The 17,266-nt window shown below is 34.4% G+C and carries 14 protein-coding genes; 9 read left to right on the forward strand and 5 right to left on the reverse strand.

Annotated features, from left to right (window positions below):
• Positions 1–702: 702 nt before the first annotated feature.
• Both J3U56_RS01585 and J3U56_RS01590 read right to left on the reverse strand, forming a co-directional pair.
• Entirely contained in the window at positions 703–1,503 is an 801-nt protein-coding gene (locus J3U56_RS01585; RefSeq protein ID WP_267343551.1) for a YdgH/BhsA/McbA-like domain containing protein, read from the reverse strand.
• Between the two features lie 352 nt (positions 1,504–1,855).
• Complete coding sequence (locus J3U56_RS01590; protein WP_267366430.1) at positions 1,856–2,416, reverse strand: NUDIX hydrolase; 561 nt, start codon at positions 2,414–2,416, stop codon at positions 1,856–1,858.
• Between the two features lie 146 nt (positions 2,417–2,562).
• Between J3U56_RS01590 and J3U56_RS01595 the strand changes: the two genes are divergently transcribed.
• From J3U56_RS01595 to era, 8 genes are all read left to right on the forward strand, one after another.
• Entirely contained in the window at positions 2,563–5,055 is a 2,493-nt protein-coding gene (locus tag J3U56_RS01595; RefSeq protein WP_267366432.1) for a class I adenylate cyclase, read from the forward strand.
• Between the two features lie 207 nt (positions 5,056–5,262).
• Positions 5,263–5,838: an RNA polymerase sigma factor RpoE gene (gene rpoE / locus J3U56_RS01600; RefSeq protein WP_267343548.1), complete on the forward strand. Its 576-nt coding sequence runs from the start codon at positions 5,263–5,265 to the stop codon at positions 5,836–5,838.
• Positions 5,839–5,880: 42 nt separating this feature from the next.
• The gene (locus tag J3U56_RS01605) at positions 5,881–6,441 is read left to right on the forward strand and encodes an RseA family anti-sigma factor (RefSeq protein WP_267333340.1); all 561 of its coding nucleotides are present in this window, start codon (positions 5,881–5,883) and stop codon (positions 6,439–6,441) included.
• A gap of 54 nt (positions 6,442–6,495) precedes the next feature.
• Positions 6,496–7,431, forward strand: coding sequence for a MucB/RseB C-terminal domain-containing protein (locus tag J3U56_RS01610; RefSeq protein WP_267333341.1), 936 nt, complete (start codon positions 6,496–6,498; stop codon positions 7,429–7,431).
• A 156-nt stretch (positions 7,432–7,587) separates the two neighbouring features.
• Positions 7,588–9,384: a translation elongation factor 4 gene (lepA, locus tag J3U56_RS01615; protein ID WP_065633325.1), complete on the forward strand. Its 1,797-nt coding sequence runs from the start codon at positions 7,588–7,590 to the stop codon at positions 9,382–9,384.
• Positions 9,385–9,404: 20 nt separating this feature from the next.
• Complete coding sequence (gene lepB, locus J3U56_RS01620) at positions 9,405–10,406, forward strand: signal peptidase I (protein WP_267366434.1); 1,002 nt, start codon at positions 9,405–9,407, stop codon at positions 10,404–10,406.
• Positions 10,407–10,414: 8 nt separating this feature from the next.
• A complete protein-coding gene (gene rnc / locus J3U56_RS01625) occupies positions 10,415–11,092 on the forward strand; it encodes a ribonuclease III (protein ID WP_416379573.1) in 678 nt (225 codons plus the stop codon).
• Positions 11,089–11,994, forward strand: coding sequence for a GTPase Era (gene era / locus J3U56_RS01630; protein WP_065633327.1), 906 nt, complete (start codon positions 11,089–11,091; stop codon positions 11,992–11,994). The genes rnc and era overlap by 4 nt, the downstream gene beginning before the upstream one ends.
• Positions 11,995–12,064: 70 nt before the next feature.
• Here era and idnR read toward each other — a convergent pair whose 3' ends face one another.
• From idnR to idnO, 3 genes are all read right to left on the reverse strand, one after another.
• A complete protein-coding gene (idnR, locus tag J3U56_RS01635; RefSeq protein ID WP_267366436.1) occupies positions 12,065–13,057 on the reverse strand; it encodes a DNA-binding transcriptional regulator IdnR in 993 nt (330 codons plus the stop codon).
• Positions 13,058–13,200: 143 nt separating this feature from the next.
• Entirely contained in the window at positions 13,201–14,451 is a 1,251-nt protein-coding gene (locus tag J3U56_RS01640; protein ID WP_267366438.1) for an MFS transporter, read from the reverse strand.
• A 120-nt stretch (positions 14,452–14,571) separates the two neighbouring features.
• Positions 14,572–15,336: a gluconate 5-dehydrogenase gene (idnO, locus tag J3U56_RS01645; RefSeq protein WP_267333346.1), complete on the reverse strand. Its 765-nt coding sequence runs from the start codon at positions 15,334–15,336 to the stop codon at positions 14,572–14,574.
• A gap of 249 nt (positions 15,337–15,585) precedes the next feature.
• On the opposite strand from idnO, the gene purH reads away from it, so the two are divergent.
• Positions 15,586–17,178 carry a bifunctional phosphoribosylaminoimidazolecarboxamide formyltransferase/IMP cyclohydrolase gene (gene purH, locus J3U56_RS01650; RefSeq protein ID WP_267343544.1) on the forward strand — a complete coding sequence of 531 codons (1,593 nt, stop codon included), beginning with the start codon at positions 15,586–15,588 and terminating at the stop codon, positions 17,176–17,178.
• Positions 17,179–17,266 lie beyond the last annotated feature (88 nt).

The raw sequence follows: 17,266 nt of genomic DNA on the forward strand, positions 1-17,266 counted from the left end.
TGTGTAATTCTTAAGAATGCTATTTATCGGCTAACTGTTGCAAGCTTGATTGGTTACTCGGTAAGGTTAATCAATAATAAATGGGTCATCCATTCAAGTTCATATGGTTGCCGGCAACAATTTTCTGTCGAATTAGAGTTTTTTCAAGCAAATTGCTGGAGTATCACTTGAATCAGTTACAGTGAAATTTCAATTATCAATTGTTTGTTAAGATCAGCGGTTGAATGAGGTACAAACAAAATTAACTGAGTTATTCTTTCGATTGAATTTTAATAATTGATAATATTGGTTCATTATCATAGTGTATCAAAATAAATAAAGTTTCTTTTATTATGGTTGAGTGCTGTATTGAATTAGCGTGGTTCAAGAGTGGCAAAAGTAGGGCATATCTCGTTAAATAAATGGTTTGTTTGGACATCTAAAGTTGAAGTGAAATTAAACAATACATAAATTAACTTATAAAGCGAACTGTATTGTCTTATCTTTAATTTAAAAAGCTAAATAAAGGATTGTGAAATAGGCTCAAATCAATTAAGTGTTTGGATTGTGTAATAAAGAGGGAATAAAATCTGTTAATAAAAAATAAGTTTTCGATTTGTTAGAATATAAAGATATTGATATTTTGATAGTTATTTTTATCATTAGATGTATTCCACATGCATAATTTATATAGCATGTGGAATACGTATAAACTATAACGTATTATTTATATAAGTTTACATATACAGTTTGTGAAGTGCCTTTTGTATTTGCAGATACTTCTTTCACATAATAGAAATGTGCACCATTAGCAATTGCTTGTTTTTGAGCAGCAGCACTGATTTCAGCTGTATTGTTGAATGAACCATGGAAACTAATAGTGTCATATGGTTTCATTTTTTTGAATGCATCGCTGCTGATTTCGTAAGCGTCTTCACCTTCAATTGCTTTAGTCACGATGAAATCTCTTGCTACAGCATCTTTTTTGTATAATGCAACATCAATATCTTGTGCTTGATTTTTTACATCAGCAGGTGCAATTGAATACACATAGAAAGCATATGCATTTTTTTCTGCTGCTAATTTACTTGCTGCATTCATAATATCTGAAGTGTTGTTGTAATTACCTTTAAATTTAATCACTTCAAATGGTAAGTAGTAAAGTGCTTTCGCACGAGGATAAACAACAACACCATTTTGAGTCACTTCTTCTTTTTTAACTGCAACAGGTTCTTTTGATTGATAAATATCAGCATAAACGATTGCTTGATCAGCTGAATCACTAGTTGTTGCACTTTCAATTGATTTAATATGATAATATTTAGCGCCTGCTTCATCAGCTGCACGAGAAATATCACTTGCCGCATTATCTGCTTGTAAATATTTACCTGTTACTGAGATTTCTTTAAGTGGGATTAAATTACTGCTTTCTTTAGCTGTTAGTGGTTCTGCTGCATACAAGCTTGCAACTGGTAGTGATAACAATAGTGCTAATGCAACAGATGATTTTTTAAAACGTTTCATGATAATTTCCTTCATTTTTATTTATTGAAATTAGAATTAAATTTAACGCTTTTTTTAATTTGTAAATTCATGGCATAACTTATAGAGCAAATGGAATATCACGTACTCTACGGTATAATGCCTTAATCTACTTATTACTAAATGCGTTTAGACATAAAGCTTTTTCACTGAATAATTATAAAATAGCTTTTTTCTTTCCTATATATGTATGAATTTTAAGATAATTCTCAAGATATTTATAGTGGAAAATAAAACTTCATAGCACTTTTTGCTAAAAATGCAACAAATTGCTAACAATAGTTAATTTAAAACGATACAACAACTTTTTGAATTACTTGGTTATTTTTGAAATTTAAACAACTACCTGAATTTGATGAATAAAGTTATTCAATATTTGAGCTGTTAATCCCCAAATAATATAATTATTATATTGGTAAAAGTAAACTAAATGTTCTGATCTTTTCTGCCATTTTTGAGGGCGATTAGGCAATAAATGAAAAGGAAAGTCTTTGCCAAGTTTATGGCCAACTTCAACGGTAGCTTGGCTAGGACTGTTGTTGATAAACCAATTAAGCGGTACGGTAAAAACTTCTTCAACTTCATCAGGATTAAGGATAAAGTTATCTATAGATTTGATTTCACCGACAAAAGGGTAAATAGTCATAGCAAAATTTGTGATAAATTTAGGTAATTGTCCTAAAATAGTTATTTGTGTGGGTAAAATACCTAATTCTTCGCAAGTTTCACGTTTGGCTGTATATTCTGGATTACTATCGTCTACCTCTACTCGCCCACCTGGAAAGCAAATATCACCAGGTTGCCATTTCAATGTTTTCGAGCGGACTTGAAACAGTAAATGCAATTGATTATTGACCTTAACAAGCGGTATTAAAACTGCTGCTTTTTGATTCATTTCGTTTGCTATCTTATCTGTTTTCAATAAGTTAGCTATCTGTTCTGTTGTGATCATAATATTTATTTAGTTTTGTTTTTAAATTTACGCTGTATTTACGTTATAATATGAACATGGTAGATTGAAGTTGTTTGTTAGTAGTACACGTGGTTCACCTTGATAATGTCATGCAATATTATATTAACAACATAAAAAAAGAACTTAAAGATCTTGCTTTACTAAAACATAAAAGAGCACTCGATGGTATGTCCTTAGAGTTCCAACGTGTTTTTACATTGTTGCCTGCGCTTTTTCATTTTCATCATCCGGCTTTGCCTGGCTATTTAAACGAAGATACCCCGATGGGCATTGCTTGTTATCAAGCTTCTGATGAAGTTTTTGCTCAGTTAAAAAATGAATTTAATTTTAATCTTCCACAAGCATTTAATAAGGCAGATATTTCCGCATTATATTCAATGGGCAGTACTTGCTCTATCGGCCAGTCAGTAACGTCAGATCTTGATATTTGGATTTGTATTGAAAATAATTTATCGGCAGTTAGAAAATCGTCATTACAAAAAAAATGCCGATTGATTGAACAATGGGCAAAAGAGCTTGGAATAAAATTAACATTATTTGTTGTTGATGTAGATCGTTTTATTAATCAACATCATGAATGTTTAATGGGCGAAAACTGTGGTTCTGCTCAACATATTTTATTATTGGAAGAGTTTTATCGATCAGCTAATTTACTTGCAGGCAAACTATTATTGTGGTTTGCTGTGCCCGCAAATTTAACCGTGAATAATACAACCTATCCTAGCTATGAAAAATGTATTGAAGCGTTAGTTGAACAAAAAATAATTGAACGTGATCAATGGATCGATTTTGGACCTTTAACTGGGCTATCGGCAGAAGAATATTTTGGCGCCAGCTTGTGGCAACTTTATAAAAGTATTGATTCACCTTTTAAAGCGGTATTAAAGACATTATTACTTGAAGCCTATTCGTGGATATATCCAGAAAACAAACCTATTGCTTATCAAATGCGCGATTTGATACAAACATTTAAAAGCGATGAAGGGTGTTATCTTGATTCTTACTATATGCTATTGCAACGAATCAGTAACTATCTAATTGAAATTAAAGATTTCTCGAGATTAAAATTAGTAAGAACGTGTTTTTACCTAAAAGTTAATGAAAAATTATCTATTGCAAATTCTACGCTATCGTGGCGTCGTAAAGTACTTGAAGATTTGGTAAAGCAATGGAAATGGGATAAATCATGTTTTGCTAAACTCGATACCAGCGATACTTGGAAAATAGAACAAGTTCGTGAAATACATGAAGTTTTACTGCAAACTATGATGACGGGGTATCGTAACTTACTTAATTTTGGTCGCCGTAATAATTTGGATTCTTTAATTAGTCCCCAAGACTTAGCAATATTAACACGTAAATTGTATGCTTCATTTGAAGTATTACCGGGTAAAATAACCACATTAAAGCTTAACATTTCTCATAATTTACAAGAAGAGGCGTTAACCTTTATTCATGTTAAAGAAGATAGAATAAATCGAGCTGGTTGGTATGTTTATAAACAAAAACCAATATTGGATCAAATTATTGGTCACCAATATTTAGAATATAGTAAGTATTTAGTTAAGCTGGTAAGTTGGTGTTACTTTAATCGTTTAATCTCAGACTCTACTGAATTTTATTATCACGATGGCGAGGATCGGGATAAAGCAAAAATAACCAAATTTATTGATGACCTAAAAGAATATTTTCCTATTGATGTGCCAGCAGCAACCGAAGAGCAATTGTATGGCCCATGTGAAATCCGACATTTAGCGATCATCTTGAATTTAGAAAATGATCCAACTACTCAATGTGAATTAGACCATGAAATTAATACTAATATATTAAATTATGGTAAAAAAGAGTTAAGTTTAGTGGGATCGGTTGATTTGCTTTATCGCAACTCATGGAATGAAATTCGCGTTTTGCACTTTAGTGGTACATTATGTGTCCTTGAAGCCATAAAAGCATTACTAAACCGAATGCATAAAGATGCGGATTTACCCAATTCAATGGAAATTTTTTGTTACAGTAAATATTTTAGTGTTGAAATTAAAAAACAGATTAAAAAATTAATGGATGACTGTGTCGAATTACGTTTGACTACCACTATCAATAATTCGACTCAAGTTAAACCATTAAGAATTGATGGAGCATCTTGGTATTTATTTTTTGAACGTTTAGGTGTTTCATTCCATCAATTTGAAAATGCTATCGACTTTTATGGTGCGGTATCGAATAACAAAGTTCAAGGTAGGCCTTTAAACATTTTAGATGAAACCAATGAACTCCCAAAAGAAATTGACAGTGTAGCTTATCAAGGCATCATACAATTCTTTTTTGAAGATACCCAAACAGGTTTTGATCTGTATATTTTAAATGAACATAATCAGATCGAGATCTATCGCAATTGTAATGGTAATAAAGAAAATATGGTCAAAGCAATCAACGATTTTTATGTTTTGTCTGATGATCGCTTTACTTTTACTACAAGCAGCTCTGTTAATTTTAATCTTCCGCAATTCTATCAAATTACCTACAGTGATAATGGGGATCGTGAGATCTTTTTATTAAATTAATCGATCTCAATTAAAAATTAATGTAAAAAAATTTGAGAAACACATTACGTTTTAGTATAAAAAAGAGTAAAAAAGTAATTTTAATAGGTAAATTTTTAAAATTTCTATTAAAATGTGGGAACTTTTTTTAAATTTAAGAATCTAACTGTTTGTAAGCGCAATTTTGGGCCACATAGCAGTTATTAACATAATGAGGAATGGCCTGTAATGGGGGAGAAAGTAACAGACCAAGTATTAGTTGATCGTGTATTAAACGGAGATAAAAATGCGTTCAATTTGCTTGTACTACGTTATCAAAATAAACTCGCTCATTTGGTTTCTCGCTATGTTTTAGCTTCAGAAATACCTGATGTTGTGCAAGAAACTTTTATTAAGGCTTATCGATCGTTAAGTCTATTTAAAGGTGAAAGTATATTTTATACGTGGTTGTATCGAATAGCAGTCAATACAGCAAAAAATTATTTAATTTCTCAAGGACGACGTCCTCCATCTTCAGATATCGATGCAAGTGAGGCTGAAGGATATGAAGGTGCAGATTCGTTAAGAGATTTGGACAATCCAGAAAGTTTAGTCCTGTCAAAAGAGGTTGAAAAAGTTGTATTTGACGCTATTGAAGCTTTGCCTGATGATTTAAGAACGGCTATTACTTTACGGGAAATAGACGGTTTAAGTTATGAGGAAATTGCTGAAATTATGGATACACCAGTTGGAACAGTGAGATCACGTATTTTTAGAGCGCGTGATATTATTGATGAAAAGATTAAACCATTAATAAATGGTTGAAATGAATTAATAATAAGCAGTGATAAATTTAAGGTATCTATTATGCAAATAGAACAAAAAGAGCAACTTTCATTACTCATGGATGACGAGTTAAACGACGATCACTTCATTGATGCTGTATCAAAAGATGAAAGTTTACAAGCATGTTGGCATCGTTATCACATTGTAAGATCTGCAATGCGTGGTGAATTGCACGATAGTTCATTGACGTTAGATATTTCAAATCAAGTCGCAAAAGCAATCGCTGCTGATAATTTATATTTACCTCTACCAAATCAACCTGATCAAAATAACGTTGATATTCCCAAAGCACAAAATCTTATTTGGCTTCGAATTAAAGATTGCTTAGGTAAAGTAAGTCAGGTTGGACTAGCAGCCTGTGTGACTTTAGCGATTATTGCAGGCGTTCAATATCACCAAGGGCAATCCGATGATTCCAACGGTTCGCCAGTCTTAAATACTGTACCCATTGGGGTAAATGTCGCGCCAGTTGGTGGTATACAACAGCACAATGATCAACAACTAATTGAAAAAAGACAGTATGATAAAATTCGACTGTTGGTCCAAGATTATGAATTGCAAAAAAGGCTCAATGCGTACTAATTTTATATGAATTTTTCATTTTATTTAACTAAGTGCAAAATCAAACAGAGTATAATGATTATTGTTACTCTGTTTTTTATGTTGTTTGCATTATCTGTTTTTGCTGCTGATACCGATAAAGCGGTAAATTTGTTAAATAAAATGAGCAAATCTGTCCAAACAAATAGTTATCAAATCCATTTCCTTTCACAAGATAAAGATCAGTATGTCACGACCTTTGAATATAGCCATTTAGGGGCTTTACAAAAAGAGGAGGTCAAAGCGCAATTGCTTTATCTTGAAGGTCCTGCAAAAGAGATTATTTTACACAATAATATTACCAGTTATTTTCAACCTGATAGTGCATCTTTTTCTATTACCAGCCCTCGTATAACCGAAGCCTTCCCTGATGTCATTTATAATGATTTTACTAAACTTACTGATGTATACGAATTTGTGAAGTTAGGTAAAACTAGAACGGCCAATCGCAGTGTACAGCTAATAAAAATGATAGCTAAAGATAAAGATCGCTATAGCTATATTATTTGGATAGATGACAAGAATTTTTTACCGATACGAATCGATTTACTTGATCAAGATGGTGAGATTATCAATCAATTCAAAGTAGTAGATATCGATGAAGACTTTGATCAGAAAAAAATGAAAGATTATATCGATAGCCGTACTTATCCTATCTTATTATCTATTGAAAAACAGAACAATATGTTAGATGCATGGCGATTAGCTTGGTTACCAAAAGGATTTAAAGAAGTTGCTGCTTATAATGTCAATTTTTACAATTCTGATATTGCAACCAAACTTTTTTCGGATGGCGTATTTTCGTTCACAGTAAATGTTTCTTCTGATTCATCAAATCAATCAAACCAGCTTATCCAACAAGGTGGACGTACAATTTTTTCAACAAATATTGGTAACAAAAATATTATTATTATTGGTAACTTGCCTAAAACTACCATTGAGCGAATTGCTCAAAATATTGTTGAGAAATAGCTGCAAACCTTTCGATAAGACTATGCTTAGTGGCTATTAATGTGTAGAATGTTGCTTTTCTATTTTCCGTGATTATCTAATTGCTCTATTATTTGTCAAAACCATTATTGGATAATCAACAGTATATAACTAAAATATAAACTATAATTTATTGATATGAATAAAAATATCCGCAATTTTTCAATTATTGCTCATATTGATCATGGTAAATCGACACTTTCAGATCGTATTATTCAAATTTGTGGTGGTCTTTCTGATCGCGAAATGGCAGCCCAAGTTCTGGATTCGATGGATCTTGAGCGTGAACGAGGTATCACAATTAAAGCACAAAGCGTGACATTAGATTATCATGCTAAAGATGGTCAAACCTATCAGCTTAATTTTATCGATACGCCTGGACATGTTGATTTTTCGTATGAGGTTTCTCGTTCGCTAGCCGCCTGCGAAGGTGCCTTATTGGTTGTCGATGCTGGTCAAGGGGTAGAAGCACAAACCCTTGCTAACTGTTATACCGCTTTAGACATGAACCTGGAAGTTGTCCCGGTACTGAATAAAATTGATTTGCCAGCAGCAGAACCAGAGCGCGTTGCTGCTGAAATTGAAGACATTGTTGGTATTGATGCAAGTAATGCTGTTCGATGTTCAGCCAAAACCGGAGTAGGTGTTGTTGATGTACTTGAACAATTAGTAAAAGATATTCCCCCTCCTGAAGGTGATTCTAATGCACCATTGCAAGCATTGATTATTGACTCATGGTTTGATAACTATTTAGGTGTCGTGTCGTTAATTCGGATTAAAAATGGCGAACTGCACAAAGGTGATAAAATCAAAGTAATGAGTACTGGCATGACATATAATGTCGATCGCCTTGGTATTTTTACACCAAAACAAGTTGATAAAGATTCGCTAAACTGTGGCGAGGTTGGCTGGGTTGTTTGTGCAATCAAAGATATTTTAGGTGCACCAGTTGGTGATACCTTAACCTCCGCCAGAGCTCCAGCGGATAAACCATTACCCGGGTTTAAAAAAGTAAAACCACAAGTTTATGCTGGTTTATTCCCGACAAGTTCTGACGATTACGAAGCATTTCGTGATGCACTCGGTAAATTAAGCTTAAATGATGCGTCATTATTTTATGAACCAGAAAATTCAGGAGCCTTAGGATTTGGTTTTCGTTGTGGTTTCCTTGGGTTATTACACATGGAAATCATTCAAGAACGATTAGAGCGCGAGTATAACCTTGATTTAATTACAACTGCACCAACTGTTGTTTATGAAGTTTTAACCACATCAAATGAAATTGTCTATGTTGATAGCCCAGCTAAGCTACCAGCGGTAAATAATATTCAAGAACTTCGTGAACCGATTGCTGAATGTAATATTTTAGTGCCGCAAACTTACTTAGGAAATGTTATTACCTTATGTGTAGAAAAACGTGGTGTACAAACTAATATGGTTTACCATGGTAATCAAGTTGCACTGACTTATGAAATCCCAATGACTGAAGTTGTATTAGATTTCTTTGATAAATTGAAATCAACTTCGCGTGGATATGCATCATTAGATTATAGTTTTAAACGTTTTCAGGTTGCTGATATGGTCAGACTAGATGTACTGATTAATGGTGAGCGAGTTGATGCGTTAGCTCTAATTACACATAAAGATAATGCACCTTATCGTGGGCGTGAATTAGTTGAAAAGATGAAAGATCTTATTCCTCGTCAGCAATTTGATATTGCTATTCAGGCAGCTATAGGTAATCATGTTATTGCTCGATCAACAGTCAAACAGTTACGCAAAAACGTATTAGCCAAATGTTATGGCGGTGATGTAAGCCGTAAGAAGAAACTTTTACAGAAGCAAAAAGAAGGTAAAAAACGCATGAAGCAGGTAGGTAACGTAGAACTACCGCAAGAAGCATTTTTAGCTATTTTGCATGTAGGAAAAGATTAATTAGTTGAAGAGGTAAAAAAATGGCTGGAATATTTGCCATCATATTAACGTTAGCAACATTTATAACTGGAATCTTTTGGTTTTTAGAAAAATTTAAATGGAAACCAGCAAGACAAAGAAAAGTTGAAGAAGTTCGCCAACAATGCAATGGTGAAGTTGATGGCAAAATACTTGCTGAAGTTGGAAAACCAAATGGCTGGATAGAGACGTTATCCTCATTTTTTCCAGTTTTATTTATTGTATTTGTGATTCGTTCATTTTTATTTGAACCTTTCCAAATACCGTCTGGTTCAATGATGCAAACTTTACTGGTCGGCGATTTTATTGCCGTCCAAAAGTACTCCTATGGACTTAGAGATCCCATCACAAATACAGTATTGATTCCAACTGGCCACCCAAAGCGAGGTGATGTAGCGGTATTTAAACATCCAAATGTTCCACAAATGGATTTAATTAAACGTGTTGTGGGGTTGCCTGGTGATAAAATTGTCTATTCAGTCAATGATAAAAAGATATTTATTTACCCTGCTTGTCAAATAAGTGATCTCAATTGTGTTGGACAAAAAGCTCAGCCGTTAGATTTACATTACACTGAACCCAAACCTAGTGATTGGAAAGAAGTGCACAGAGAAATGAAAGCCAACCCGAATTTTTATACGCTAGAACAATATGCAAAGCAAGATATTGTCAATTCACGATCTGTGGTATCGCTTGATATGAAAATACAACAAGAAACGTTGGGCGAGCAACCTCACGATATTTTAACCACTCAAGGTTCACAAGAAGATCCAAATTATTTTTACCATCAAGAAGGTCAACCTATTGCGACATGGGTTGTCCCACAAGGGCACTATTTTATGATGGGGGATAACCGTGATAACAGTGGTGATAGCCGTTACTTTGGTTTTGTACCCGAAGAAAACTTTGTTGGACGAGCAACCGCAATTTGGATTAGTTTTGAAAAACAACCTAATGAATGGCCTACCGGTATAAGATTCAGCCGTATTGGTGGTATACATTAATAACAATGATGATGAAAAAATTTAGTCAAATACAACAATCAATTGGTTACCAATTTAACGATTTATCTTTACTTGAATTAGCACTTACTCATCGTAGTGCTAATAAATTACATAATGAACGTTTAGAGTTTCTTGGTGATTCTATTTTAAGTTTTGTTATTGCCGATGAGCTTTATCACCGATTTATCAAACAAGACGAAGGTGATTTAAGTCAAATGCGAGCAAGCTTAGTCTGTGGTCAAACTTTAGCGGAAATTGGTAAAGACTTTAAGTTAGGTGATCATCTTATTTTAGGACAAGGTGAATTAAAAAGCGGTGGATTTCGTCGTGAATCCATCATTTCTGATGCTGTAGAAGCCATAATTGGTGCAATTTACTTAGATAGTGATATTGAAAATATACGTCAATTAATTTTAGCTTGGTACCAAACTCGCTTAACTGAAATTAAACCCGGCATTAAACAAAAAGATGCTAAAACGCGTTTGCAAGAATATTTACAAGGTATTCATCATGAAAGGCCATGTTATTTAATTCTTGAAGTGACTGGTGACAATCATGAACAAGAGTTTTTAATTCAGTGTAAAATTGAAAACGATGATAATCAATATTTAGGGCGCGGTTTAAGTCGCCGTAAGGCGGAACAATCCGCAGCACAACAAGCACTCAATCAATTAGGTATAAAATGACAGAAACGATAGCACATTGTGGTTTTGTTGCCATTGTTGGCCGACCAAATGTAGGTAAATCAACCTTATTAAATCAATTACTTGGCCAAAAAGTCTCAATTACTTCGCGTAAAGCTCAAACTACACGCCATCGAATTATTGGTATTGATACACAAGGCAATGATCAAGTTATTTACATTGATACGCCAGGACTACACATTGAAGAAAAACGCGCAATTAATCGCTTAATGAATCGCGCAGCGAGTAGCTCAATAGGTGATGTTGAACTAGTTATTTTTGTCGTTGAAGGTACGCATTGGAATGATGACGATGAGATGGTTGCTAACAAGTTGAAAGGATGTAAATGTCCGGTTTTACTTGTCATTAATAAAATTGACAATGTTATGGATAAAACGCAACTTTTACCCCATATTCAAGCAATCAGTCAAAAACTTGATTTTCTCGATGTGGTGCCTATTAGTGCTGAAAAAGGGGAAGGTATTGACATTATTAAAAGTATTGTCAAAAAACACCTACCCGAAGGTGAACACCATTTTCCTGAAGACTATATTACCGATCGTTCTCAACGATTTATGGCATCAGAAATTATTCGTGAAAAACTAATGCGATTTTTAGGTGATGAGTTACCTTACTCAGTTACTGTTGAAATTGAACAATTTAAAGTTGATGAACGCAACGGCATGTATCGTATCAATGGCTTAATTTTAGTGGAACGAGATGGCCAAAAGAAAATGGTTATTGGTAATAAGGGCGAAAAAATTAAAAAAATTGGTATTGAAGCGCGCAAAGATATGCAGTCCTTCTTTGATAACAAAGTTCATTTAGAGCTGTGGGTAAAAGTCAAAGCGGGTTGGGCTGATGATGAACGGGCTCTGCGAAGCTTAGGTTATAGTGATGATTAATTAACATCACTTCAAATTAAGTAATTAAACTATTTTTGTTGTTTGATTACTTAATTGATTTGACTGATTTTTATATTGTTTGTCCTTTTTCTATTTTATACGCTAAACACATACTGTTTTTGACTTGTTCTCCATCTAGCCTTTTTAATAAAAGCTCAATTGCAACTTTTCCAATTTCAAAACGGGGTGTGATAACCGTTGCTATTTTTTGTTGATTAGCGCGACCAATTTCTAAACCATGAAAGCCTGCAATAGCAATTTGTTCAGGTACTGCAATATTATATTTTTGGCATTCGAGTAACACGCCAATTGCCATATCATCATTAGTACAAAATATTCCATCAAGGTCGGGATATTGTTCGATAGCTTGGTTAAATAAGCTTTTACCTAAATTAATTGAGGATATTGCATCAGGAATAATCTGCTTTGCCATCAATCCTGATTGTTTCATGGCGCGTTGATAACCATTGTAGCGTTGGCTATCACGGGCACTTGCGATAGAATTAAAGTAGATAATATTTTTTTTGCCTGAAGCTAACATTTGCATTGTCATATCAAAGGCGGCTTGTTCGTTATCAAACCCAACTTGGATATCAAAAAATTGCTGAGTCACATCCATCAATTCAACAACAGGAATATTGGCCGTTTTTAAGTACTGCAAAGTTGTTTTAGTATGGTTTTTTTCCATTAATACCAAGGCATCAATATTATAGGATAGCAAATTGATAATTTTTTCTTCTTCGATTTTTTTATCATAATTATAATTGGTAATAATGGTTTGATAATGGTGCTTTGAGGTAACAGACTCAATTCCTGCTAACACTTCTAAAAATATGTGATTTTTAAATGAAGGAATAACAATACCAATACACCTACTGCGTGAGCCCAACATGATTTGCGGTGCAAGATTAGGAATGTAATTAATTTCTTTTAAAACTTTTGCTATTTTTTCTTTGTTTTTTTCAGAGACTTGTTCTGGATTTCTCAAATAGCGACTAATAGTCATTTTAGTCACGCCGGTCAAATCTGCGATATCTTGTAAACTAATGCGTTTATCTTTCATAACCCTTTATTTTTATAGGTAAACAAGCCAGTTGAATTTAGCCATTTTACCAGTAAAAATAAAAATAAAAAATAAATCCCATTATTGCTGTACTAAATAAGAAGATAATCGTTACTATTATCTTCCTATTTTTTAATGGATAACTACTGTTTAGGGGCTTTCACACTCGCCATTAATATTACTGATAAAATCAATGCAGCTCCCATAAAAACATATGAGGCTCCAGCACTGCCAGTTGCTGCGTTTATCACGCCAACAAGCCAAGCGCCAATAAATGCACCAAGTGCGCCGAAACTGTTAATTAAACCTATAGAAACCCCTGACACATTACTTGGTAATAATTCAGGGATTAATGCAAAAAAAGGACCATAAGGTGCGTACATACACCCAGCAGCAATTGATAATAATATAAAGCAGATCCAAAATTGATCACTTCCTAATATATAAGCGGTAAAAAAAGCGATCGTTGCAATTAATAATAAAGGCCAAACAAAAAGTTTTCGGTTTTGCAATTTATCTGAATAATAAGAGACAATTAACATCATTGTAATTGCAACAAGATATGGAATGGCTGAAAGCCAACCAACAGAGACAATATCGACATTACCGGCAGATTTAATAATTGATGGCATCCACATCATAAAACCGTAAACACCAATGCTCCATAGCGCGTGTACAGCACAAAGCTTAATGACATTTCCAGAACGTAAAGCCTCGCCATAATTGCGCATAGGTTTAATATTTTGTTGTTCTTTGTCCATCACCGCTTTAAAATCTGCTTTTTCTTGATCGGTTAACCAGTTTACTTGTGAAGGTTTATCTCGGACGACTATCCACCAAATTAGCGCCCAAAGGACGGCAGGAAGTCCTTCAATAATAAACATTTCACGCCAACCATAAAGATCGATTAAGTGAGCTGATACAATTGACATCCAAAGCACAGTAACCGGATTACCTAATATTAAAAACGTATTGGCTTTTGAACGCTCAGCTTTAGTAAACCAAGTACTAATGTAGATTAACATAGAAGGCATAACGGCAGCTTCAACAATACCTAAAACAAATCGGATGATCATTAAAGATGCAATATTAGTAACCATACCGGTTAATGCAGCACAACCTCCCCATAAAATTAGGCAAATAAAAATCAATTTTCGTACACTACGTTTAACTGCGTAAATTGATCCAGGGACTTGAAAGAAAAAATAACCTAAAAAAAAGAGGGCACCAATTAGTGATGAGGTACTTTTAGTAATACCAAGATCATTATTAATACCGGCGGCTGCGGCAAAACCATAATTGGCTCGATCTAAGTAAGCTAAACTATAGGTAATAAAAATAATAGGCATCAATCGCCACCAACGAGAGGGGGCTAGTTTATTAGTGATATTCATATTAGTTCTCGTGATTTAATAATAAAGAAAATTGTTCAGTCGGTAAGGAGATATCGAAACCAAATACACGCATTAAATTGATAAAAAAGTGATTTGATAACGATCTCACCGTAAAAAACATCACACCGCAGATAACATTCCGCCATCCACATAAAGAATATGTCCATTGACAAAGTTCGATGCTGCTGACGATAAAAATACCGCTGAACCAATAAGTTCTTCTGGTTTTCCCCAGCGGGCAGCAGGTGTTCGTTGACATAGCCATTTAGTGAATTCTGCATTTTCAACTAATGCTTTACACATTTCGGTATCAAAGTAGCCCGGACCAATACCATTAACTTGAATGTTGTAACGAGCAAGCTCAACACACATACCTTTAACCAGCATTTTTACCGCACCTTTCGATGCCGCATAAGGCGTAATTGTGTCGCGCCCTAATTCGCTTTGCATTGAACAAATATGAATAATTTTGCCTTGCTTGCGAGCAATCATGTGTTTGGCAACTTGCTGTGATACTAAAAACACCGCTTTTTGATTAACATTAATAATGGCGTCCCAATCCGCTTCAGGAAATTCTGTAAATGGATGACGCCGTTGAATACCCGCATTATTGATTAAGATATCGATTGGTCCGATGTTTTGTTCAATATCATCAATTGCTTGTTTAACTGAACTTGAGTTCGTCACATCAAAACCAATACCGACTGCATCAATACCTTGTTGGACTAATTGTGTTGCAGCATTTTTTGCTCTTTCATCGGTAATATCATTGATGATGATACTGGCACCATATTGTCCCAACCCTTTAGCTAATAAATTGCCAATACCTTGAGCCGAACCAGTAATTAAAGCGCGTTTGCCTTTTAAATCGAATAAAGATTGCATATTTTTCTCCCTTTCCATAATAATGTTATGCATAACAGTTACGCATAACATTATTACTAAAAATAAAAAAAATAAAGTGAGCAAAGCCGCAATTGACAGGAAAATCTCAGTTATGTGATCAAGTTCAAATATTATGGTTAAAAATTTTTGATGGCTTTTTAGAAACTTAATACTAAACATCTACCCTTGTTTTATATATAATAACCACTTCACTGACTTGGATGTAGAATATCAACTTCGGAGCCTTTCATGCAGCAGTATCGTCCTATCCGTCGCGCTTTATTAAGTGTTTCTGACAAAACCGGAATCATTGAATTTGCCAAATCATTATCAGCTAGAAAAATAGAACTCCTTTCCACTGGTGGTACCGCTAAATTGCTAATCGAAAATCAAATACCGGTAACGGAAGTATCTGACTATACGGGTTTTCCTGAAATGATGGATGGACGAGTTAAAACGTTACACCCAAAAATTCATGGCGGAATTTTAGGTCGACGTGGCATAGATGATCAAATAATGCAAAATCATCACATCGAACCTATCGATATGGTTGTGGTTAACTTATATCCTTTTGCTCAAACCGTGGCTAAAGCCGATTGTACCTTGCAAGATGCGGTTGAAAATATTGATATTGGTGGACCAACTATGGTGCGATCTGCTGCTAAAAATCACAAAGATGTGGCTATTGTTGTTGATTGTGGTGATTATGCGACAATTATTAATATGCTCGATAAACAGCAAAATTCACTGACTTTCGAATACCGGTTTAATTTGGCGATTAAAGCTTTTGAACATACCGCTAAATATGATGGCATGATTGCTAATTATTTTGGAAGACTGGTGCCACCTTATTATGGTGAAACCGATAAACCTTCTGGTGAATTTTCTCGAACACTCAATCTGCAATTTATTAAGAAACAAGACATGCGTTATGGCGAAAATGCTCATCAAAAAGCGGCTTTTTACATTGAAGAAGATATCCAAGAGTCTTCAATTGCAACCGCTAAACAACTACAAGGTAAAGCACTTTCGTATAACAATATTGCAGATACAGATGCAGCACTTGAATGTGTAAAATCATTTGCTGAACCAGCTTGTGTGATTGTAAAACACGCTAATCCTTGCGGTGTTGCGGTGAGTGATAATATTTTAACCGCGTATTTAAATGCATTTAAAACTGATCCGACGTCGGCATTTGGTGGCATTATCGCTTTTAATCGAACGTTAGATGCTAAAACAGCACAAACTATTGTTGATAAACAATTTGTTGAAGTCATTATTGCGCCATCAGTGACGCAAGAGGCGTTAGCGATTACACAAACTAAGAAAAATGTGCGTGTATTAGAATCCGGAAAATTATCAACATCATCGAAAGCCAGCTTAGATTTTAAACGAGTAAACGGTGGACTTTTGGTGCAAGAGCGTGATTTAGGCACAGTTGATGAAACTCAATTGACTGTAGTAACTAAACGAAAACCAACAGCTAAAGAACTTTCAGATGCACTATTTTGTTGGAAAGTGGCTAAATTTGTTAAATCAAATGCAATTGTTTATGCCAAGGATAATATGACAATTGGTATTGGTGCGGGGCAAATGAGTCGAGTATACTCAGCAAAAATTGCAGGAATTAAAGCGCAAGATGAAAACTTACAAGTTGCAGGTTCCGTTGTTGCCTCTGATGCTTTTTTCCCATTTCGAGATGGCGTTGATGCAGCCGCAGCGGTGGGCGTCACCTGTGTGATTCAGCCGGGTGGATCGATTCGTGACGACGAAGTCATACAGGCAGCAGATGAACATAATATTGCAATGATTTTTACCCATATGCGTCATTTTAGACACTAATAATTGAATAACAAGACAATACAATGTCACGAGAAAAGAGCGTGCTAAACTCAGTTTGCAAAAACTCAAATTTCACCTCGCTTTTTAG

This window comes from Gilliamella sp. B2824, assembly GCF_026536245.1.
GTDB lineage: Bacteria > Pseudomonadota > Gammaproteobacteria > Enterobacterales > Orbaceae > Gilliamella.

Bases quoted from the DNA above. Each gene is read 5' to 3' on its own strand.
- J3U56_RS01585 (WP_267343551.1), bottom strand. From the start codon at position 1,503: ATGAAACGTTTTAAAAAATCATCTGTTGCATTAGCACTATTGTTATCA.
- J3U56_RS01590 (WP_267366430.1), bottom strand. From the start codon at position 2,416: ATGAATCAAAAAGCAGCAGTTTTAATACCGCTTGTTAAGGTCAATAAT.
- rpoE (WP_267343548.1), top strand. From the start codon at position 5,263: ATGGGGGAGAAAGTAACAGACCAAGTATTAGTTGATCGTGTATTAAAC.
- J3U56_RS01605 (WP_267333340.1), top strand. From the start codon at position 5,881: ATGCAAATAGAACAAAAAGAGCAACTTTCATTACTCATGGATGACGAG.
- J3U56_RS01610 (WP_267333341.1), top strand. From the start codon at position 6,496: ATGATTATTGTTACTCTGTTTTTTATGTTGTTTGCATTATCTGTTTTT.
- lepA (WP_065633325.1), top strand. From the start codon at position 7,588: ATGAATAAAAATATCCGCAATTTTTCAATTATTGCTCATATTGATCAT.
- lepB (WP_267366434.1), top strand. From the start codon at position 9,405: ATGGCTGGAATATTTGCCATCATATTAACGTTAGCAACATTTATAACT.
- rnc (WP_416379573.1), top strand. From the start codon at position 10,415: ATGATGAAAAAATTTAGTCAAATACAACAATCAATTGGTTACCAATTT.
- era (WP_065633327.1), top strand. From the start codon at position 11,089: ATGACAGAAACGATAGCACATTGTGGTTTTGTTGCCATTGTTGGCCGA.
- idnR (WP_267366436.1), bottom strand. From the start codon at position 13,057: ATGAAAGATAAACGCATTAGTTTACAAGATATCGCAGATTTGACCGGC.
- J3U56_RS01640 (WP_267366438.1), bottom strand. From the start codon at position 14,451: ATGAATATCACTAATAAACTAGCCCCCTCTCGTTGGTGGCGATTGATG.
- idnO (WP_267333346.1), bottom strand. From the start codon at position 15,336: ATGCAATCTTTATTCGATTTAAAAGGCAAACGCGCTTTAATTACTGGT.
- purH (WP_267343544.1), top strand. From the start codon at position 15,586: ATGCAGCAGTATCGTCCTATCCGTCGCGCTTTATTAAGTGTTTCTGAC.